14 protein-coding genes are annotated in these 20,707 nt (G+C 41.3%); 7 read left to right on the top strand and 7 right to left on the bottom strand.

Annotation, left to right across the window (positions count from 1 at the left end; genetic code table 11):
• Positions 1 to 375 precede the first annotated feature (375 nt).
• Both NSQ19_RS01900 and NSQ19_RS01895 read left to right on the top strand, forming a co-directional pair.
• A complete protein-coding gene (locus NSQ19_RS01900; protein ID WP_340703159.1) occupies positions 376 to 675 on the top strand; it encodes a glycosyltransferase in 300 nt (99 codons plus the stop codon).
• A gap of 380 nt (positions 676 to 1,055) precedes the next feature.
• Positions 1,056 to 3,725 (top strand): SH3 domain-containing protein, encoded by a 2,670-nt coding sequence (locus NSQ19_RS01895; RefSeq protein WP_340702267.1) that lies wholly within the window; start codon positions 1,056 to 1,058, stop codon positions 3,723 to 3,725.
• An 890-nt stretch (positions 3,726 to 4,615) separates the two neighbouring features.
• On the opposite strand, the gene NSQ19_RS01890 is transcribed toward NSQ19_RS01895, so the two are convergent.
• Complete coding sequence (locus NSQ19_RS01890; RefSeq protein ID WP_340702266.1) at positions 4,616 to 5,170, bottom strand: FMN-dependent NADH-azoreductase; 555 nt, start codon at positions 5,168 to 5,170, stop codon at positions 4,616 to 4,618.
• 109 nt (positions 5,171 to 5,279) lie between these two features.
• Positions 5,280 to 6,398, bottom strand: coding sequence for an RNA-guided endonuclease InsQ/TnpB family protein (locus tag NSQ19_RS01885; protein ID WP_340702265.1), 1,119 nt, complete (start codon positions 6,396 to 6,398; stop codon positions 5,280 to 5,282).
• Positions 6,399 to 6,485: 87 nt separating this feature from the next.
• Here NSQ19_RS01885 and NSQ19_RS01880 point away from each other — a divergent pair, with 87 nt between their 5' ends.
• Positions 6,486 to 6,626, top strand: coding sequence for a hypothetical protein (locus tag NSQ19_RS01880; RefSeq protein WP_013858507.1), 141 nt, complete (start codon positions 6,486 to 6,488; stop codon positions 6,624 to 6,626).
• Positions 6,627 to 6,778: 152 nt separating this feature from the next.
• On the opposite strand, the gene NSQ19_RS01875 is transcribed toward NSQ19_RS01880, so the two are convergent.
• Together NSQ19_RS01875 and NSQ19_RS01870 are read right to left on the bottom strand one after the other, a co-directional pair.
• Positions 6,779 to 7,138: a helix-turn-helix domain-containing protein gene (locus tag NSQ19_RS01875; protein ID WP_340702264.1), complete on the bottom strand. Its 360-nt coding sequence runs from the start codon at positions 7,136 to 7,138 to the stop codon at positions 6,779 to 6,781.
• Positions 7,139 to 7,397: 259 nt separating this feature from the next.
• Positions 7,398 to 10,976: an Ig-like domain-containing protein gene (locus tag NSQ19_RS01870; RefSeq protein ID WP_340702263.1), complete on the bottom strand. Its 3,579-nt coding sequence runs from the start codon at positions 10,974 to 10,976 to the stop codon at positions 7,398 to 7,400.
• Positions 10,977 to 11,297: 321 nt separating this feature from the next.
• Here NSQ19_RS01870 and NSQ19_RS01865 point away from each other — a divergent pair, with 321 nt between their 5' ends.
• On the top strand, positions 11,298 to 12,635 hold the full coding sequence (locus tag NSQ19_RS01865) for an IS1380 family transposase (RefSeq protein WP_081355869.1): 1,338 nt from the start codon (positions 11,298 to 11,300) through the stop codon (positions 12,633 to 12,635).
• 207 nt (positions 12,636 to 12,842) lie between these two features.
• Here NSQ19_RS01865 and NSQ19_RS01860 read toward each other — a convergent pair.
• Positions 12,843 to 13,639 (bottom strand): IS5 family transposase gene (locus NSQ19_RS01860; protein ID WP_445798028.1). Its coding sequence is split into 2 segments (ribosomal slippage): positions 12,843 to 13,366 and positions 13,366 to 13,639, totalling 798 coding nucleotides; the frame shifts between segments, so codons are not numbered across the junction.
• A 117-nt stretch (positions 13,640 to 13,756) separates the two neighbouring features.
• Between NSQ19_RS01860 and NSQ19_RS01855 the strand changes: the two genes are divergently transcribed.
• The 3 genes from NSQ19_RS01855 (at position 13,757) to NSQ19_RS01845 (ending at position 17,696) form a co-directional block, all read left to right on the top strand.
• Positions 13,757 to 14,686, top strand: coding sequence for an IS30-like element ISLpl1 family transposase (locus NSQ19_RS01855; protein ID WP_340702261.1), 930 nt, complete (start codon positions 13,757 to 13,759; stop codon positions 14,684 to 14,686).
• Positions 14,687 to 14,813: 127 nt separating this feature from the next.
• Positions 14,814 to 16,160 (top strand): MFS transporter, encoded by a 1,347-nt coding sequence (locus NSQ19_RS01850; RefSeq protein WP_340702260.1) that lies wholly within the window; start codon positions 14,814 to 14,816, stop codon positions 16,158 to 16,160.
• Positions 16,161 to 16,385: 225 nt separating this feature from the next.
• Positions 16,386 to 17,696, top strand: a complete 1,311-nt coding sequence (locus NSQ19_RS01845; RefSeq protein WP_013858128.1) for a transposase family protein — start codon at positions 16,386 to 16,388, stop codon at positions 17,694 to 17,696.
• Between the two features lie 493 nt (positions 17,697 to 18,189).
• Here NSQ19_RS01845 and NSQ19_RS01840 read toward each other — a convergent pair whose 3' ends face one another.
• Positions 18,190 to 18,990 carry a hypothetical protein gene (locus NSQ19_RS01840; protein WP_340702259.1) on the bottom strand — a complete coding sequence of 267 codons (801 nt, stop codon included), beginning with the start codon at positions 18,988 to 18,990 and terminating at the stop codon, positions 18,190 to 18,192.
• Positions 18,991 to 19,155: 165 nt separating this feature from the next.
• On the bottom strand, positions 19,156 to 20,619 hold the full coding sequence (locus NSQ19_RS01835; protein ID WP_340702252.1) for a transposase: 1,464 nt from the start codon (positions 20,617 to 20,619) through the stop codon (positions 19,156 to 19,158).
• Between the last annotated feature and the right edge of the window lie 88 nt (positions 20,620 to 20,707).

Genomic DNA, 20,707 nt, shown 5'->3' with positions numbered 1-20,707 from the left:
TCAGCTATCTAATCACGAAGCCGGCATCCGCTGGACATCCAAATCAAATTGCGATAACGCCATGCTTAGCATGATCAGGAGTTAAGGATCGCTTTTTCGCCTCCACACCAATCTATAAATCTTGCGGCAAAATTCGGTCTGTCCCCCCCTACCGAAACATTCAGGCGAAATTAAGAAAAATTTAAAAGAAGCCCTCTAGACTAAGTTTCTGTAATAAACCCCAAAGACACAGGGTGGATTTCCTGGAAGGTCTGAATCCAAAAGTAAAAAGATTGTGAAGTTGTTACAAAAAGGTGCTTCAACATACACTTGGGTCGCTGCAACGGTAAGTGCGCATCTCCGGCGACTTATCAGCTTGCAACAGATCAACCCGTGATGGACATCGGCGGTTTTACAGGAAGTGACCCGGCCCCGACCCTTTCCGCGTTTAAAAAATATGTCCGCCAAGGGAAGATCCACTACTTTATCAATAATGGAAGAGGCTCGTTCGGCAATATGAAACAAATGGCCAAAACCTTGCAAGATGGCAATACAAATGGCAAAAAGGTTGAAAACAATGCCCCAAATGGCGCCATGGGCAGAGGTTCCAATACAAGCTCATCGATCACCAGTTGGGTTCAAAAGAACTTTAAATCAAAAACAGTTGATGGCGTTACCCTTTATGATTTGACATAGCCAAAATCGAAGTAAGCTCTATCGTGAAGACTATCCAAAAAGTTACAGACGGTGAACGCTGTCATTTATTGCGTTCACCGTCTTTTAGTCTAATGACTGGCTAATGATCACTGATGCATTCTTGTTTTTCTTAATGGGGTTTCTTCCAATTCAACGCTGGGAGGATGATTCCCGGCATTTGCCAAAAGAGATTTTTTCACACTTTGCGACTTTCGGTTTATTTTTTCAATGAAATTGGCCTGTCCCCCTTAAAAAATACCAAAAAAAGACGATAAATTTACTAGACGGATGTGATAAGGTTTAGGGTATTTTGATAGAACAAAGACTCATAGAATGAAATTTTAAGTTTGGCGAAAGATCCAATTGGAAAGGAGATTGAAATGAAAAAAGGCTTAGTCATACCACTTTGTTTTGCAGTATTATCCACTCCTGCTTTTGATAAAACGGTACAGGGCGCTTCACTGACAAAATTCCTACATAGTTCAAGTGTACAAGCCGCAGCAAAAACAGAGACAAAATATGTCAATGTTGATTCGAATTCAAGCTTGACATTAAGAGCAAAGCCTTCAAAAAGTGCCGCCAAATTAGACAGCTTAAAAAAAGGAACAGCTGTATTGGTATACAATGTGTCTGATGGTTGGGCAGAAGTAAAAGCCGGGACAAAAACGGGGTATGTTCGTGCGGAATATTTAACCAGCACAAAACCCGGCAGTACCGCAACAACAACGAGCACAGCCAAAACAACGACGAAGTATGTCAACGTGGACAAAGGCTCTCATTTAATCTTACATTCGAAAGCCTCCAAAACGGCCAGCATTTTAGCAAGCCTGGCAAGAGGCGAAAAAGTGACGGTTTACTCCATTTCCGGGGAGTGGGCAAAAGTAAAAGCCGGTAACAAAACGGGGTATGTCCTTGCATCTTTCTTGGCGAACTCAAATCCGGATAGCAGTGCAGACACTTCTACTCCGGCCAAAACAACGACGAAGTATGTCAACGTGGATAAGGGTTCACATCTAATCTTACGTTCAAAAGCCTCCGAAACGTCCAGCATTTTGGACAGCTTGCCAAGAGGCGAAAAGGTGACGGTGTACTCTATTTCCGGGGACTGGGCGAAAGTAAAAGCCGGCAGCAAAACGGGCTATGTTCATGCATCTTTCTTGGCGAATTCAAATCCTGATAGCAGTGCAGATACTTCTACTCCAGCCAAAACAACGACGAAGTATGTCAATGTGGATAAGGGTTCACATCTAATCTTACGTTCAAAAGCCTCCGAAACGTCCAGCATTTTGGACAGCTTGCCAAGAGGCGAAAAGGTGACGGTGTACTCTATTTCCGGGGACTGGGCGAAAGTAAAAGCCGGCAGCAAAACGGGCTATGTTCATGCATCTTTCTTGGCGAACTCAAATCCCGATAGCAGTGCAGACACTTCTACTCCAGCCAAAACAACGACGAAGTATGTCAACGTGGATAAGGGTTCACATCTAATCTTACGTTCAAAAGCCTCCGAAACGTCCAGCATTTTGGACAGCTTGCCAAGAGGCGAAAAGGTGACGGTGTACTCTATTTCCGGGGACTGGGCGAAAGTAAAAGCCGGCAGCAAAACGGGCTATGTTCATGCATCTTTCTTGGCGAATTCAAATCCGGATAGCAGTGCAGGCACTTCAACCCCAGTCCAAACAACGACGAAATATGTCAATGTGGACAAAGGTTCCCATCTGGTTTTGCGTTCCAAAGCCTCCAGAAGTGGCAAAATATTAGCAAGTCTGCAAAGAGGCGAAAAAGTGACGGTTTATACCGCTTCCGGCCCGTGGGTAAAAGTGAAAGCGAGAGGCATAACCGGTTATGTGCTCGCATCCTATCTGTCAAGTTCAGACCCTGATGCAAGCACAGCAGATGACGGCAATAATAGTTCCGAACCAACTCCAGACGCTACGGTAACTAAATACACAACAGCAGATTTGAATTTACGTAAAGGGCCTTCTAAGTCAGCAAGTGTGATTGAAGTCCTTGATAAAGGAACCGCTGTAAAGGTCTACTCCGAAGAGGATGGCTGGGCAAAGGTAGAAATCGGTGGAAAAATTGGTTATGTCAGCACAAATTATTTAACATCCGCTGCGCAACAATCCAATGGCAAGGTGACATCGATTGTAAAAAAATATGATCTTTCACTGGATGAACTTGCAAATATTCAAATGAAAGTTTCGCCTCAAACAGATACAAATAACCGTTATATCAGAAGTGATGCCATTAAGCTGACAAGCCATACAACAGGTGTTGTCCAAAACGGAAGCTGGAATATCAGAGATGGTGCGGGTACAAAGAATCATGAAGTCGGCGAAACGCTTAAAGAAGGCACAAAGGTCACCATCCTATCCACCGTAAAAGGGGATGACGGCTATACATGGTATCAAATCAGTTATAACAAAGCATGGAAAAATGCCACGAAAAATGAAGTGAAATACTATTTAAATCCGAATAACTTTGTTTCGGATCCAGTCCGCTCACTTCAATTTTTGAAATTAACTTCGACTGCCAATTTGAATGCAACAGAAGTGAACCAAAAAATTCTTGCGGGTAAAGGCATTTTAGCCGGGAAAGCATCTGCATTTTTAACCGCTGCAAAACAAAATGGAATCAATGAAATTTACTTGATTGCCCATGCCTTACTTGAAACAGGAAATGGCACATCCCAGCTTGCAAATGGCGTCAAGTATAATGGCAAGACTGTTTATAATATGTATGGGACAGGTGCGAATGATGGCAATGCTGTCCAAGATGGAGCCAGGTATGCCTATCAACATGGTTGGACGACCCCGGAAGCGGCCATCATTGGCGGAGCTAAATTTATCAGCAGCAATTACCTTGGCGCCGGTCAAGATACCTTGTATAAAATGAGATGGAATCCAGATGTCGCTGCAACATATGGCTATGCCTCCAACCAATATGCAACAGACATTGGCTGGGCTTACAAACAAGTGGATGAAATCTATAACTTATACAACCTATTAGACAATTACAATATTACATTGGAAGTTCCAAGTTATCAGTAACTGCCTGCAGCCACTAAGCCGTTCATAAGGTTTTACGAACGAAGGCTATTCAGGACCTTGTAAAGAGCATGACAAATGGTAAAAGCTTCTCCCTTTTTGGGAAGCCGCTGAAAAAGTTCAAAAGAAAACATAAAAACGGCGAGACACCAGCATTCATAGTGTCTCACCGTTTTTTTGCATCTTGTATAAATAGGGCTTGCTGAACGAATCCGATTCTGAGTTTGTACCCAATTTGTCAGTAAGTTCTAGAAGAATCCATCTTTAAAAATACGATTCTGTCTTCTCTATATCTATACATTGAATCAGCTTTCAAGTGCAAGCTTTTCTCTGGATTTTTATAACACCCTTGTATCCAAATTTTTGCCAAAGCTAGGAATTTTGGTTATTCAGCAAGCTCTATGTTAAGGAAGCATGGAAAAAAGACGTTGTTTCTTTACATAGAGGCTGCCTACGTTAAGAAAGCACGGAAAAACCGAGGGCCTTTCTTCACATAAAGCTCGTCTACGTTAAGGAAGCACGGAAAAACGAGGCTCTTCCTTCACATAGAGCCCGTCTATGTGAGGGAAGCTCGAAAAATTGACGGCCTTTCTTCACATAGGGTACGTTTCAAATGCAAGCTTTTTCCCACATTTTTTATAAAACCCTTGCATTAAATTTATGCCAAAGCTGTCAGCATCCCTGCCAAATCTAGGAATTTGCTTATTCAGCAAGCCCTAAATACGGGTTGCTGAACGAATCCGATTTTCCAGCATAACCTGCCCCACCTTTACAGAATCATGCACTTATGAAAATGCATGATTCAGCTGCTCTATATATTGGTTCAGCTTTCAGGAAGAGTGATCAGAATCCTTGCCAAATTCAGGTATTTAGCCAAATGACCGAGCTCTTCATTAAAATGTTTTCCCCATTTCAACTGCCTTTTTGATCGCTTCCTCCATAATTTCTTCAGCCCGTTCAGGAAAGTGGTCCATTCCCTCAACAAATAATTGTTGAAAATCTTTAAAGCCCAAGAAAGTGAACAGCGTTTTAACGTATTGGCTTGCAGGGTCACTTCCGTTGTAGACACTTCCGCTTGATTGAATGTGCAGTGCTTTTTTTCCTTCCAATAAACCAACAGATCCCTGGTCAGTGTACTTGAAAGTTTTCCCTGCCACTGTAATGGTATCAATCCATGCTTTTAAACGGGTGGGCACGCTTAAATTCCACAAAGGATTGGCAATGACAACTTTATCCTTTTCCAAAAAACTTGCAGTAAAAGAATCAAACAGCGTCACTTTGTGTTGCTGTTCAATTGACAATGCGTAAAAGGGAACCTTTTGATTTAATTTATTCCACGCTTCCAACAGATCCCTATCAATTTCAGGAATGGTGATATCATACAAATGGTTTTCTTCTATTTCATCGTCTGGATGATGCTCCCAGTAAGACTGTGAACTACCCTCCACTTATCAACCTTACGGTTTGATTGAAGTGGGGGCTTCTCGACTTATCGTTGCTTTTACTAGCCAACGAAAACTGACCGAGCTAACCCTCTTGTTCCAAGAGTTTTGTTACTTATGATAACGCTAATAAGCGTAATCCCTCATTTTTGATATTGATTGCTGAATTGTGATCGCGATCTAATACAAAGCCGCAAGAACATTTATATACACGTTCAGATAATGGCATTTCTTTTTCCTTGCCGCAACATGAACACTTCTTAGTGGAGGGAAACCACTTATCAATTTTCACAAGTTGTTTCCCCTGTTCTTTTAGCTTATACGCTAAGAAAGTAGTGAACATACCCCAGCCGTTATCATGAACGCTTTTCCCAAAGTGAAGGGCTTGAGACATCCCTTTCATGTTCAAGTCCTCAATCACGACAGCATCAAAGTTAGAAGCTAATTCTTTTGACTTATGATGAAGAAAATTCATGCGTTGGTTCGCCACTTTCTCATGTAACTTAGCCACTACTAGTCGTTGCTTGTTCCAACGTGCAGAACCTTTCTTTCTTCGAGAAAGAATTCGTTGTGCTTTTGCTAATTTATCTAAGGCTTGCCGATAGTAACGTGGGTAATTGGCTTTCTTACCCTGTTCACTCTCGACATATAGACCATCCATAGCAAAATCCAAACCAACAACTTTCTGTATGTTAACTGGACGAATATCTTTCTCATATTCTGTCAAAATTGAAATGTAGTATTTGCCTGTCTTTGTTTTAGAAATAGTGCAAGATTTGATTTTATAATCAGCAGGTATCTCTCTATGCTGTTTCATTTTTATTGGCTTTTTGATTTTTGGCAGTTTGATATGACCATTTTCTAGCTTAATATTTCCGTTGACCATATTAGTTGTATAGGATTGTTTTGCTTTACGATTTTTGAACTTTGGAAAATCCGCATTTCCTTCAAAGAAATTCTTATAAGCAGTCTGTAAGTTCATTTGTGCATTTGCCAAAGCGAAAGAATCCACTTCTTTTAGGAATGGAAATTCACTTTTATATTTTGCAGGGGTCGGAAACTTTTGCTTTTTAAGCGATTCTTTATCATCCTTGAACTTTTCATACGTTTCTTTGCGTTCAGCTAACATCTTATTGTAGACAAAGCGAACACAACCAAATGTCTTAGCTAATAATGCGGATTGTTCTTTGTTTGGTAACAAACGAAACTTGAAAGCTTTGTTTTGCTTGGCCATATCAATTCACCTCACTTTGTGCGGAAAAATTTCGTATATATTGATTATATCGTAAAAAATCCGTACAATCAATATGAGGTGATAATCATGAGAGAAGAGAAAGAACGTGTAGAAATTCGTATGCCTAAGACGATATTAGAAAAATTGAAGCAATATCAAAAAGAAAATGGGATTCCAACTAGAACAGCCGCAATCTTAGAATTGTTGAGAAAAGGATTGGAAAAATAACTTTGGCTAAAGCCAACCGAAATTCATCTCCCACCTACTCATTGGTGCGATTCGCACCTTCACATTCCTTGAGGATGGGAGACTTCTTTCGGAAAGCCGTTAAAAATTGCCCGGCGAAAGCTTCACTAACTTGTTCCGACTGTAACTTCAGCTTACTCATGTGGTTTTTCCCCAGCAGCCCGATTGATCTCCTCAATCCGTAAACAATCTTCAATTGCAAATAACATATTTTCCAACTGGCGTTTGGTAGCCCTCGAATTGGCTTTCCCGTGTAAAGAAAGTACATAAGGTTTTTCTGAACGATCTTCAGCTAACAATTCTTCAACGGTAACCCCAATTACTTTTGCGACTTGAGCCATTCTGTTTGGAAGAAATTGCCGTTTTCCTGTTAAAATATGTCCCATTAAGGATTTACTGATTCCTACTTCCTCAGCAAGATCTTGAATGGATTTTCCTTCTGTGTCAAGCCAATCTCTCACTTTTTTGATTGCCGCTTCATTGGCTTTATTCATGAATTACACTCCCTCAATTATTCCTATATCTTTATTATATACAAAACCACGCAAAAAGTGTAGACGTCTACAAAAGTTGCAGCATAGTATCTCCCTTGTTTGGGATACCTTATACGAATACACTATTCATTGCATTTGGTAATAATTGACCAATATCCCCAGCTTAAAACACCAGCTGAAGGCGATGGAATTTTCACCTAAAACGATCTATCATTCCAGGATATGGAGAAACGGCCCCCTACCTGGAGGCCGTTTCATCTTACTTCACTTTTACATATCTGTATTTGCTTTTATTCCCTGCCTTGTCTTTTGCATAAATCTTCAGCGTGGATCCTCTTTTTTGTTTCTTCATATGCACCGAGTAGGTTCCTTTTGAATTTGCCGTTGCTTTTCCGACGTAATGGCTACCGTTGTAAACATAAACCGTCGCGTATTTTTCCGCCTTACCGAAAACCGTTGTTGATTTGTAAGTGACCTTTCCGGCTGTTGGAATGCCAGGGGCGGTTTTATCTACAACCTTAAACGATTTGCCTGCACTTGTATTTCTCGATTTATCCGTCGCGTAGGCTGTCAGAGTCGTTCCTGCCTTTTGCTTCGATTTGATCCTGATTGAGAAGGTGCCTTTACTGTTTGCTGTCCCTGTCCCCAGCACCGTTTTACCACGTTTAATCGTCACTTTGGCGCCGGCTTCTGCTTTACCTGTAATCGTTGTTTGATTATCACCAAACCGATTGACGGACGGGGCCGATGGTGCTGTTTTGTCTTCCACTTTGAAGGATTTGCCTGCACCCGTATTTCCCGCTTTATCTGTCGCATAGGCTGTTAGAACCGTTCCTGCTTTTTGCTTCGATTTAATCCTGACCGAGTAGGTGCCTTTGCTGCTTGCGGTCCCTGTCCCCAGCACAGTTTTGCCACGTTTAATCGTCACTTTGGCGCCGGCTTCTGCTTTACCGGTAATCGTTAATTGATTATCGCCAAACGGATTAACGGTCGGAGCTGCCGGAGCCGTTTTATCAATGACCGTTACCACCGTTTCAGCGCTCTTGTTCCTTGCCGCATCTTCCGCATAAACGACAAGCTTCGTTCCTGCTTTTTGTTTTGCAATGGTTACCTTAAATGCACCGGTATGATCAGCCGTTGCCGTACCCAAAATGTTTGAGCCGGATTTTACAGTAACTTTTGCCCCTGCTTCTGTGGTTCCAGTAACCGTAGTACTTGTATCGCTTACTTCTCCGACTTTCGGCGCTGCCGGAGCCGTTTTATCAATAACCGTTACTGTTGTTTCACCGCTCTTGTTCCCTGCTGCATCTTCCGCATAAACGACAAGCTTCGTTCCTGCTTTTTGTTTTGCGATTGATACCTTGAATGCACCGGTATGATCAGCCGTTGCTGTCCCTAAAATGTTCGATCCGGATTTCACTGTAACTTTCGCGCCCGCTTCCGTGGTTCCTGTAACCGCAGTACTTGTATCGCTTACTTCTCCGACTTTCGGCGCTGCCGGAGCCGTTTTATCAATAACCGTTACTGTTGTTTCACCGCTCTTGTTCCTTGCCGCATCTTCCGCATAAACGACAAGCTTCGTTCCTGCTTTTTGTTTTGCAATGGTTACCTTAAATGCACCGGTATGATCAGCCGTTGCCGTACCCAAAATGTTTGAGCCGGATTTTACAGTAACTTTTGCCCCTGCTTCTGTGGTTCCTGTAACCACAGTACTTGCATCGCTTACTTCTTTCACTTTTGGCGCTGCCGGAGCCGTTTTATCAATGACCGTTACCACCGTTTCAGCGCTCTTGTTCCTTGCCGCATCTTCCGCATAAACGACAAGCTTCGTTCCTGCTTTTTGTTTTGCAATGGTTACCTTAAATGCACCAGTACTATCGGCTGTTGCCGTGCCTAAAATGTTCGAGCCAGATTTTACTGTTACTTTCGCGCCCGCTTCTGTGGTTCCAGTAACCGTAGTACTTGTATCGCTTACTTCTCCGACTTTCGGCGCTGCCGGAGCCGTTTTATCAATAACCGTTACTGTTGTTTCACCGCTCTTGTTCCCTGCTGCATCTTCCGCATAAACGACAAGCTTCGTTCCTGCTTTTTGTTTTGCGATTGATACCTTGAATGCACCGGTATGATCAGCCGTTGCTGTCCCTAAAATGTTCGATCCGGATTTCACTGTAACTTTCGCGCCCGCTTCCGTGGTTCCTGTAACCGTAGTACTTGTGTCGTTTACTTCTCCGACTTTCGGAGCTGCCGGAGCCGTTTTGTCCTGAACAGTGACGACGGTTTCTTCACTCTGATTGCCCTTGCCATCTTCTGTATATACATGCAGTTCTGTTCCAGCCTTTTGCTTAGGAATGCTGACCGAAAAATTTCCATTTGAATCAGTAGAATTGGAACCAATTTCCTTTCCGCTCACCGCTACTTTCACAGTCACATTCGGGTCGGCCGTACCGGTAACCACTGTGTCATTATCCCCAACCGTTTGAACGGACGGTTTTGACAGGGACGTTACAGCGCCTGCATCTCCTTTTTCAAGAAGCGTATAGGTGATATCGGTTCCTTTGTCAGAAGGAACTTGAAAATCATCTTTGGAGCTTAAAGCTTTGACGATGGCTCCGCCGCCTTTTATATTGATGGAGGAACCGCTGTAGGTTTTTACTTTCAGCCCGTCAAAAGCAGTATCTCCTTTAAACCCGTAAAGACCGGTATCTTCTTTCAAGACAAGTGCGGCACGGAAATCTGTCATAAACTGGCCAAAGCTAAGGTTCGGATCAATGTATTTATGGATGATATTCTGCACTGCTTGATAATCAGTATGTGGATCACTAATCAATTCTTTATAAATCGTGTTTCCTTGTCCACACTGGGCCTTTAAATATTCCATAAACAGGTATGATAAAGAATAGTTTGCCAATGTGTCACCCTCATAATCCCAATACAGGAGCGAATGGCCTTTTGTAATGTCCGCATCTTCATTATAGTAATCGATCCGGTCATTCAACGGCGCACCGGTGTAAATTTGTTCAGCCGCCATCGAGAGGCCCTCATTCATCCAAGTATCCATATCGGTCAATCCTTGCACAAATACTTTCTGGTTAAAATTAATCATATGTTGAAATTCATGCGCCAGCGTAGAATAAGCTTGCGAAACATCTTTCGTAGCAGACATGCCCATCAGCGGATAGGTATCAATATAGAAAATTTCCGACTGATTGGAATAGCTGTAATGATACAGGTCACGCGGAGAAAAATAACCAGCCACATAACCGCCACTTCCACTAAATCCATCTTGAATATCATAGCATAGTATATTGACCTTCCCGTTTTGGTCAACATCAGATGGCAATCCGAAATTATCGACATCTAATCGATAGATTTTATTATCGAATTCTTTTCCAAGTAACGTTGCTTCGTCCTCTGTAATATCATTGTTGTTCACCCAAACGTTGGCGTGGTCGCCGCTATAAAGGAGCGTTGCAGAAATGGATGAAAACTCGTTGGTTTCTAAGTTTTGGACGTAGAATGATTTGCTGTCCCCTTTAACATAATCTTTTTTAATCGACTTTGTCTCTTTTTTCAGGGCTTTATGTTGGTTTTTCTCTGTGTCAAACGGTGCCACGTAATCCATACGATATGCGGACGGGCTGAGATTTTTGCTGTCGGCATAGGCATCATTATTAATACGGAAAGAACCGGTATATTCAGAAACCGAGCCATCAGTAGATTCATTGCTGATGAGTTCATAGTAATTCGTATCCCCACTGCTTGCCTGTGCCCCTACTGGCAACCCAATAATCAAAGAGAACGCTAACAATACATAGAGTACTAATCTCACTTTTTTCATATGATACCCCCCTAATCTATTGCATCTCACTCCCTTGTTTACAGAATCCTTTCTATAAAAAGGAAGAAAAAACACTTTGTTTAAAGTTTACGATATTTTCTAAATAGTGTCCAGGGTATATTACGAATTCCCCCTCTAATTTTTTTGTAGATAGGATAAACAAAAACCCCAGAATTGGTAAAAATTCCGGGTCTTAGTAAAATATTTAAATATAACCTGAATCCGTGACGAAATTTCCGCTTAAAGGCAAACAAATCGCATAAAATTTAGTATAATTGGTATATCAGACAAATTAAATTCATTCCACATTCAGGTGATCTCATGAAAAAGTTTGTGATAGAACCCACAAAAGAACGAATTGTTGCCCAAGCTGGCTTAGCGATAGTAGGAAATTTACTAAATCAAACGAATTTAGTTTCCAGGTTGAATGCCTATAAACTCCCTGATATCTCCCGGTATCCGGCTTGTTCCAATGGCGATGTGGCTAAATCTTATATCGGCTTGCTTTGCCAGGGAAAAAGTGATTATGACAATATTGAAACCTTCCGTGATGATGCTTTTTTTGCACTGGCTTTGGATATCCAGAGGGTTCCTTCCAGCCCGACTCTCAGGCAACGATTGGACCAGGCCGCCTTGGTGGAAAAATGGAAAACGATCTTGCACGAAGAATCGCTGGATCTGATTCGCCATACAAATGCGGAAATCAGCCCGGTTTACGCCAAAGACAAGCCGTATATCCCGGTTGATCTGGATGTCTCCCCTTTCGATAACTCCAAGACAAAAAAGGAAGGGGTAGAAAGAACCTATAAAGGCTGTGACGGTTATGCCCCTATGTTCGCTTACATGGGACAGGAAGGTTACTGCCTGCATGTTGAGATGCGAAAGGGAAGTGTCCACTGCCAAAAAGGTACACCAAATTTCATCCAGGAAACCATTCAATCTGCCCGGAAACTAACAGATCAGCCATTGCTTTTCAGGCTTGATTCCGGAAATGACAGCCGGGATAATCTCATTATTCTCCTAGAAAACCATGCAAGCTTTATTATCAAACGCAATCCCCGTAAGGAAAAAGCTGAGGACTGGCTGTACATTGCCCGAAAATATGGGATCTGTTGTGAAGAACGGGAAGGAAAGAAGGTTTACCTTGGATCCATCCCCGAAACCATTCAAATTAAGGACCAGGAGCGAAGCATCCGAAAAGTTTTTAAAGTGACCGAAAGAACCATCTCAAGAGACGGACAAATTTTTTTAATTCCCGAGTATGAATTTGAAACCTACTGGACGGACCTTGAAGTGCCGCCTCATGTGGTGATCTCTCTTTATCATAACCATGGCACTTGCGAACAGTTCCATAGTGAAATTAAATCAGAACTGGATCTCGAACGGCTGCCGTCAGGCAAATATGAAACGAATGGCCTTGTGCTCCATTTCGGTGTATTTGCGTATAACTTGCTTCGCTTGATTGGACAAGAAAGCTTGAAAAAACAAGATACGCCATTGAAAAAGAAAACAACAAGAAGAAGAATCCGAACCGTCATCCAGAATATGATCACACTGGCCTCAAAGCTGGTTTTCCGTGGCCGGCAATGGAAATTAAAAGTCGCGGAGACCAACAAATGGTTACCGGTCTTTACTCGTTTGTATCAAGCCTTTTACTAAACATCCCGATCAATAGACTACTAGGAAAAAAGAAATAAAAAAAACGAAAACTTGCAAAAAATGGAAATTTACAGGTTTATTTGGCGTGCACAAAAACGAGTGAAACAGGGAAATTTTTACATACTGAATCACTAAAAGTGCATTTATCGAATAGTCGGACACCACTATATCCTTACTCTTGGGAAATCTACCTATTAACGGCGTTTGTTATATTTTCGTCACGGATTCAGGTAATAGTGCTAAAAACGCTAAAACGACCATTTGCAGACTGGTGGTTAATTGACGCTCACAATTTTTCCAAAGTCGCCGACAATTCTCTAGCCAACTAAAAGATCGTTCGACTACCCAACGTTGGGGCATGACTTCGAATCGATGCAACTCATTGCGCTTCGCAACCTGCACGGTTGCGTTTAAATTACTGGCTACATCGAGCTGAAAATTAACGCCTGAATAACCACCATCAACTAAGACATTTTGAACCTGGCGTAAATGCATGGCATGTAAAGCGATCATTGCACTGGCCCCGTCTCGATCAGAGACGTTCGCTCGCGTCATGTGAATGGCCTGCGGAAAGCCATTGATATCAACTGCCAGATGGCGCTTAATCCCCGAGATTTTCTTACCAGCGTCGTAACCTTTGTTTTCAGCAGTAGCGGTGTTTTTGACGCTCTGAGCGTCAACGATAATAAAGGAAGTTAAAGCTGAACGTCCTTGGTAAGTTCGCCGAGCAATGACAATTTTTTTAAAACTTGTTCCAATAAAGAATCAGCCGTAGGCTCAGCTTTAGTTGACCAAATTTTGTAATAGTTGTAAACTGACCGCCATTCTGGGAGATCACCGGGGACTTGACGCCATTGGCAACCGGTTTTCAAGACATATAGGACCCCACAGAAGACCTCGTAGAGGTCATATTTTCGAGGCTTAGTTCGCTTACGAAAATTTTCTAAAGCTGGTCGAATTAATTCAAATTGTTGCCGAGTAATATTGCTGGGATAATTTTTCATAGCTTAAACTCGCTTTTTGGTAGATTGTAAAATTAATCCGAACGCTGTTCGGACAAAAAAGATCAGCTTCCTTTAAAATGGTGTTTACCACAAACCCATCTTTTAGGAGCTGATCTTTTGTCTAGTATAACCTATTCCGAACGAATTAAAATCGAAACCTTTTGTGAACTAGGGCTGTCCAATATCCAAATGGGCGTTCGGCTGAACCGATCACCGTCAACAATTTCTTATGAATTATCTCGATGTCAACCTTATCAGGCTGAATTAGCACAAACAGATGCCGAATACAAGCGATCACGATGTGGTCGGAAAACTAAGCTGAGCGATGAGTTAAAGCAAAAAATTCTCAACCATTTACGTCTAAGCTGGTCACCAGGAATGATTGCTCACGAATTTAAACTAGCTACTAAATCTATTTATAATTGGCTAAATCAGGGGAGAATTGGTTTCTCCTTGAATGATCTACCTGAACATGGCGTACGCCAACGGCGTAACGTTGACCAACGATCCAAATATAATCAATCTTTGGGGCGATCAATTGAACAGCGTCCCATGATGATTAATCAACGTAATCGCATCGGCGATTTTGAACTAGATACAGTCGTTGGTCCTCGTGGGCATAGTAAGGCAGTTTTATTAACTTTAATCGATCGCAAATCACGGTTCCTTTGGGCATACCGGTTAAAAGATCGGACGACAGCGACTGTTAATGAAGCACTAACTAAGTTCCTAACCACTTTTAATGGTCCGGTGCACAGCTTTACTGTGGACCGTGGCACTGAGTTTAGTGGGCTAGTATCACTTGAATCACAATATGGTATTAAGACCTATTACTGCCATGCTTATACTCCAGCTGAACGTGGTAGTAATGAACGCTTTAATCGGAATTTACGTTATTTTTATCCTAAAGGGACTCTTTTTGAGCACATTAGTGCTCAAGATTTAACGACGACGTTACTCCAAATTAACCAGCGACCGCTTAAAATACTCGACTGGCAAACACCGTATCAGGTTATGCTGACAAATTTGTCCAAAAATTCGGATTAAATTTGCAATCTACCTAATGAACAAAATTATTTTAAAGTGTAATGGCTTACATTGACGTTAAATCAACCTTGTGGTACATTAAAAGTGTATCAAGGATTTACCAATTTGTTACATAGGAGATGAGCTTATGTTTTCATTTCTGAAGCCCGCACCAGATGCTAAAGTGAAAGTTCCTACTGAAAAAGTTGTGGGGACTTATCGTTTACGGCAGACAGGTGTTTTGCTGTCAATTTGTATCGGTTATATTGGCTATTATATTATTCGTTTGATTTTTACAACCGAGCAAAATGACATCATGAAGGCGTATGGGTTTACCACCGCAGATATTGGGTTGGTTATGTCTTGTTTTGGGATTGGTTACGGGATTTCCAAGCTGTTCATGGGGGCACTGAGTGATAAGAGTAATCCGAAGTGGTATTTGGCCACCGGTCTCTTTATTTCCGCCATCCTGAACTTTGGCTTGGGCTCCACGCGTAACCTCTACGTGATGATGCTCCTCATGTTGGTCATGTCGGTGGCCCAAGGCATGGGTGCGGCGGCCTGCCAGCGAACCGTACAGCTATGGTGGGGTAAAAAGTGGCGGGGAACCGTCTATGCCGTCTGGTCTTCGGCGCATAACGCCGGTGCTTTTGTCTGTGTGGCCGTGGTCCAAATCGCCACGTTGATGTTTACGCACTCAATTGCGGCCGTCTTCTACACGGCATCGGTTGTCTCGATTGTCATTGCCATCTTCATTGTCTTAGCAGGCGCCGATCGTCCGGCAACGGTGGGGTTACCTAGCATCGGCGAGTACACCGGTGACAAAGTCGTTTTAGATGATGGTCAGGCCACGAGGGCCGAATTAACTGATCTCTCTTTGTGGCAGATTTTCGTTCGGTACATTTTGACCAACAAGGTTGTCTGGGCTATCACGTTGACGTCAATGTCCTTATATTTAGTCCGTTATGGCATTATGAGTTGGATTCCGAGTTACCTGACGCAATTCAAAGGCTTTGATCCGGGAACGGCTAAATGGTTAGTTGGTACCTTTGAATTGGCCGCAGTTCCAGGCGTTATCTTGATGGGGGCCATTTCTGATTTACTGAAAGATCGGCGGGCGATCGTTTGTATCGGGTGTGTGATCGGGTTACTGATCTGTCTCACGACGTACTTCTTTAGCACCAGTCATCTAGCGATTATTATTGTATTACTCATCATGGGTAGCTTGATTTACGCGCCGCTAACTTTGGTGGGTCTGATGATCAATGAGTCTGTGCCAAAGTTCGCTGTGGGGTCGTCGACAGGCTTCATGGGTTTTTTCCAGTATATCTTCGGTGAAACGTTGGCAACGGCTTTAATCGGAATTTTGGTAGCAAAATTTGGCTGGATTGCCAGCAACACGGTGCTTTACACGGCGGCTGGTTTAGCTTTGCTGTTATTGTGTTACATTGCCATTCATGAACATCACGTGGCAAAGATCGCGGCTGGCGAATAGTACAATGAGCCATTGTACTAATGATCAGCTCTGAGGAGTAAAAATTTTTCGTGATAATTTAACTATTCCCCCCCAAAAATGCGGCTAAATATGTAATAATTTAAATAATTAGAGCTTGCTGGACGAATATTTTGGCATGGCTTAGTGACAAGTCGAATACAAGCTAAAATTTGATTCGTTCAGCAAGCCCTAATTAAACTTGGCTGTTTTGAGGGGGTTTTTATTTTGGTTACTAGAAAAGAAAAAAGAAATCGTGAAAAAGAAGCAAATTATTTTTTCGAGTTCCTTAAAATTCAGAAGCATTTTTTCAAAGACCTGATGAATAACCTAAAAAAGGTAGCAGACCACCGACATCAAAGCTATATCACTTATGGTCCAGAGGTCCTTTTATTTACGATGATGTTGAAAAATATGACCGGCCTAAAATCCATGAGAAACATGAGTGAGAGTTTTAATAAAGAAGAATGTATTAAAAATGTAGGGAAGGTGTTAGGCTTAGATTCTCTTGAAGAACTTCCACATTATGATACAATTAACGACTTTTTATCTGGCTTAGATGTAAATGAATTAGAAAAAATTAGAACGTATATGATTAAAGAATTATTGAAAAAAAGGTCTCTCGAGTCTTATCGAATTGAAGGAAAGTACTGGGGTGTCATCATTGATGGAACTGGATTACACACCTTTCATGAGAAACATTGTAAACACTGCCTGAGACGGGCATATACAAATAAAGAAACAGGAGAAACGAACGTACTTTATATGCACCATGTACTTGAAGCCAAGCTTGTCGTGGGGGATATGGTCTTCAGTATTGCCTCCGAATTTATCGAAAATGAATCAGAAAATGTTTCTAAGCAAGATTGTGAATTAAAAGCCTTCGACAGGCTGGCAAAGAAAATAAAAAAAATATTTAAAAGACTACCGATTTGTATCTTGGGAGATAGTCTCTATGCATGTGAAACGGTATTTAATCTGTGCAGGGCGCACAAATGGAAATATATATGCAGATTTAAGGAAGGGAGAATTAAAAGTATCTCGACGGAGTTTAAGGCAATAAAAGAGCTGGAACAAAGTAAGGATCAGAATTCATTAGTTTGGGTGAATGATATTGCCTACAAAGACAGAACGGTCAATCTGATGGAGGCCACAATGAAAACAGAGGATGGGAAATCGAAAGAGTATGTATTTATAACGGATATTAAAATCACGAAAAAGAACGTGGAACGACTCATCGCTGCAGGAAGAAGCCGCTGGAAGATTGAAAATCAAGGATTTAACGAACAAAAAAATAATCGTTACAATATAGAACATGCCAATAGCCAAAACTACACAGCCATGAAAAATCATTATTTATTAGTTCAAATAACAGATATTATTAGACAGCTGTTTGAAAAAGGTTCGTCAATCTTAAAAGCACTCAAAAAAACGGCAAAAGAAAAATCCTCAAATCTGTTGGAATCGTTTCGGACACGCATTTTAACAGACGAGGATTTCACCCATTTAAGTAAGCCAATACAAGTAAGGTTTACTTAATGGTTATATTATAGCAAAGGATGTGATGTAAAAAAAGGTTTTTTTGAAGTTATCCACAATTTTAAAAAAGAAATTTGCAAATTCGGCTCTTTTTGACTTTGAAAGCAGAAAAAATAGATGGAAAAATTTTCTAAATGTGGATAAGTCATTTTATCATAAAACATCTAAAAATTGATGAATTTACTCTTCAGAACTGAGTGTTTGTTCGGTGACTTGATTAATTTTCTGATTTTGTTTAAAATCCATTATGGAGTCCTCCTTGGTTACAAATTAGGTGTCAATTCTTGCAGATTTGACACCCCGCATCATACCAAGAGGGCTCTTTTTATTCAAGTCCCCGAAAATCCTTCTAACAGGAATGCTCCTTTCTGATTTGATATTTCTCTTCAAACACAATTATACCAGAGGTTTGGGGCGCCCTTTTTTAATCTTCTGTTTTACTTTCGCAATTCAGGATTATTCTTATGCTTCCTGGAAAAACTGAATATTATATTTACCGATATACCAGCTCAAATTTCATTCCATCTGAATACTCTTGTATATATAAAGTTCTATCTTCTTTTTGATATTGATTTACAATATCATATGTTTCATCTGAATAATCCACTTCTGTTGTAGACCACTTAAATCTTCTCTCATTATCAAAAAACCTCATTTCAAATAAACGGTTCTTTTGTTTTTTTCTTGTATACCGACCTTTATTATAAATGTTTTGAGATACTATCAACTCCTTTGCTATTTGTCTGATAGCAGCATATGCAGGATTATTTTTTACGGAGTTTCCCATACCATCCGTCCAACCTAAAGAATTATGCTTTACTAATTCAGCATATTTCCCGCTCAGTTTCATATCGACATGAGCACCACCGTCTTGATTCGCAACATAACAAACAATGTCCTTTCTAGTAAATACATTTTTTTTATCATCAAAAATTATTTCATTCCACCAGTCTTCGTATCCCAAAAAGAATGTTCTACTATTGTGTGGACCAAGTGGCTTATAAAATAATCCGTCCTCTTTTCCCTCTAGTTTTAGCAATACCCATGATGAAACTAAATTAGATGGGGTGTATAGACCTGCAGATGACCATAATAGAAAATTATGTTTTAGCCCTGTTTGTTTAATAAGAGATTGAGACCTAGAAGTCTCATGAAACATCACTCTTAGACTTGTAGCTATTCTTCTTGCCTCATTTTCTTTTGAGCCTCTGCCAAAATAAAAATATACACTTGAGCGAGGCTCTGGAAAATTAATTATCCCGATTTTTTTTTGCCTTTTCATCCAGATTTTCAATTTACATCCATTACATCCAGATTTTTAATTCAATAGAAGTAAAACGGTCATTTTCCTTCAAAAAAAGGGCATACGTATCCCGCCTTCACAAAATGGTTTTTTTCACTACCCTTTGTGGAAAGAAAACGTTCATTTGAGTTATTCACATATCCACCTGTGAATAACTTAATTTGCTCTTTGCAGCCGATTGCGTGTCCATCCACAATTGGCCTTTCCTGTCTGATGGTACGCCATATTTGCCATGATATGCATAGATATCATGCATCGATCTACATGAGCTTCAACTGCCTGCTTCCCACGCTTGTGAACACGACGGAGACTGTATCCGTCTTTTAGAATGCCAAAGATTCTTTCGATGATCGTCCTGGCACTATATAACACTTCAAATGTGCGACCATGTTGCGGCAACTCGACATCTACTTGAGGCGTTTGATCAAAGTCTATCCTAAATACTCTTCCTTGTGCTGCCCCATTACAACATTCCGCGTGATTCGCTAGCGGGCAGGTGAGACCTTCTTGCTTGGCATTTGGATGAAATACAGGACAAGTGTAAATATATTGCCCCTTTTCCCGATCAGATCCTCTAAGTTCCATTTTATGTCCACTGATACAGATGGGAGTGCCGTACCGGTTGATTTTTTCAATCCCCCGGGCGGTAGTTGGTTTATCTTTACGGTTCCGTGGATTGATCGGTGCCACCAATTTCGCCTGTAATACATCCTTTGTCACTTTTTGATTTTCCGGCGTTTGGTAGATTCCATCTGCCAGGATAAAGCTCAACTGCTCAGCCATCTCGGGGTGCTCTGCCTTAAACGTTTCCAATGTCGGTTCTAATGTTTTCCCATCGGGTGTATTTCCTTTAAATACTTCCCGCGTCAAAGGCAAACCGGATTTCACCCCGCATACCATTGATAATTTATGCGCAATATAGGAGACTGCATTACTTTTACGCATTACCCCTACATTGTCGTCCGTAAGGACTCTGGGGCAATCGCAATTACCCTCACAAGAACACGTCTTCCTTGTTTTATTCAAGGTTGCTTCTGCCTCTATATGCGATGTATCCACGGCGGCTGCTTCCTCATTCGTTTCAACCACGCCTTCCCCTTTATTATATTCAACAACCAATAGCCGGGCTTTTTCCCAAAGACCATTTGTTGTCATGATTTGATCAAAACGAGCAAAGGAACGGTAGCTCGGAATTTTCTCCGTAAATCCACACATGGTGGCAAATAGCGGGTTTGATTTCACTTGCAAATAGACACTCTCCACCATCACTTCAATATACTGTAAAGAGGCCAGTTCAAAAGCACGAAAAAAGGGCATGAAAGGATGCGGTTTTCTCCCAGTGGAAGGGAGATGAAATAATGAAGACGCAGACTTGTCTTCTTCCTCCGTTATTGAAAATAGTGCCGGTTGTATTTCATTAGAAGGATCATGTGCTCTTTCATTTTTTAGGTGCAAATATAAAAGGGTGTAGTATTCTCGTTCAATCGGCTTAAAAATCTCCCATGGGAAACACATGGCTGGAATGACAAATGGTATATCGGCATAGTCTTGCCAATTGTGGGGAATCAAATTTTGTTGTATTGAAAAGTCTCTGGTTTGTGTTAGAATAGAAATAGTCATGAAATCACTCCCTGGATATTTGCTCGTACTTATATCTTAGCAAAGGAGTGGCTTTCATGGCTCTTTTTTTTCAAAAAAAATCATCCTT

This window comes from Weizmannia sp. FSL W8-1119, from assembly GCF_038008605.1.
In the GTDB taxonomy this organism is placed as follows: domain Bacteria; phylum Bacillota; class Bacilli; order Bacillales; family Bacillaceae_C; genus Weizmannia; species Weizmannia coagulans.
The sequence above is the reverse complement of the archived record's forward strand: the minus strand, read 5'-3'. Positions and strand labels throughout refer to the sequence as shown.

Coding starts and splice junctions, on each gene's coding strand:
- NSQ19_RS01900 (WP_340703159.1), top strand. CDS start 376: ATGGACATCGGCGGTTTTACAGGAAGTGACCCGGCCCCGACCCTTTCC.
- NSQ19_RS01895 (WP_340702267.1), top strand. CDS start 1,056: ATGAAAAAAGGCTTAGTCATACCACTTTGTTTTGCAGTATTATCCACT.
- NSQ19_RS01885 (WP_340702265.1), bottom strand. CDS start 6,398: ATGGCCAAGCAAAACAAAGCTTTCAAGTTTCGTTTGTTACCAAACAAA.
- NSQ19_RS01880 (WP_013858507.1), top strand. CDS start 6,486: ATGAGAGAAGAGAAAGAACGTGTAGAAATTCGTATGCCTAAGACGATA.
- NSQ19_RS01875 (WP_340702264.1), bottom strand. CDS start 7,138: ATGAATAAAGCCAATGAAGCGGCAATCAAAAAAGTGAGAGATTGGCTT.
- NSQ19_RS01870 (WP_340702263.1), bottom strand. CDS start 10,976: ATGAAAAAAGTGAGATTAGTACTCTATGTATTGTTAGCGTTCTCTTTG.
- NSQ19_RS01865 (WP_081355869.1), top strand. CDS start 11,298: ATGAAAAAGTTTGTGATAGAACCCACAAAAGAACGAATTGTTGCCCAA.
- NSQ19_RS01850 (WP_340702260.1), top strand. CDS start 14,814: ATGTTTTCATTTCTGAAGCCCGCACCAGATGCTAAAGTGAAAGTTCCT.
- NSQ19_RS01835 (WP_340702252.1), bottom strand. CDS start 20,619: ATGACTATTTCTATTCTAACACAAACCAGAGACTTTTCAATACAACAA.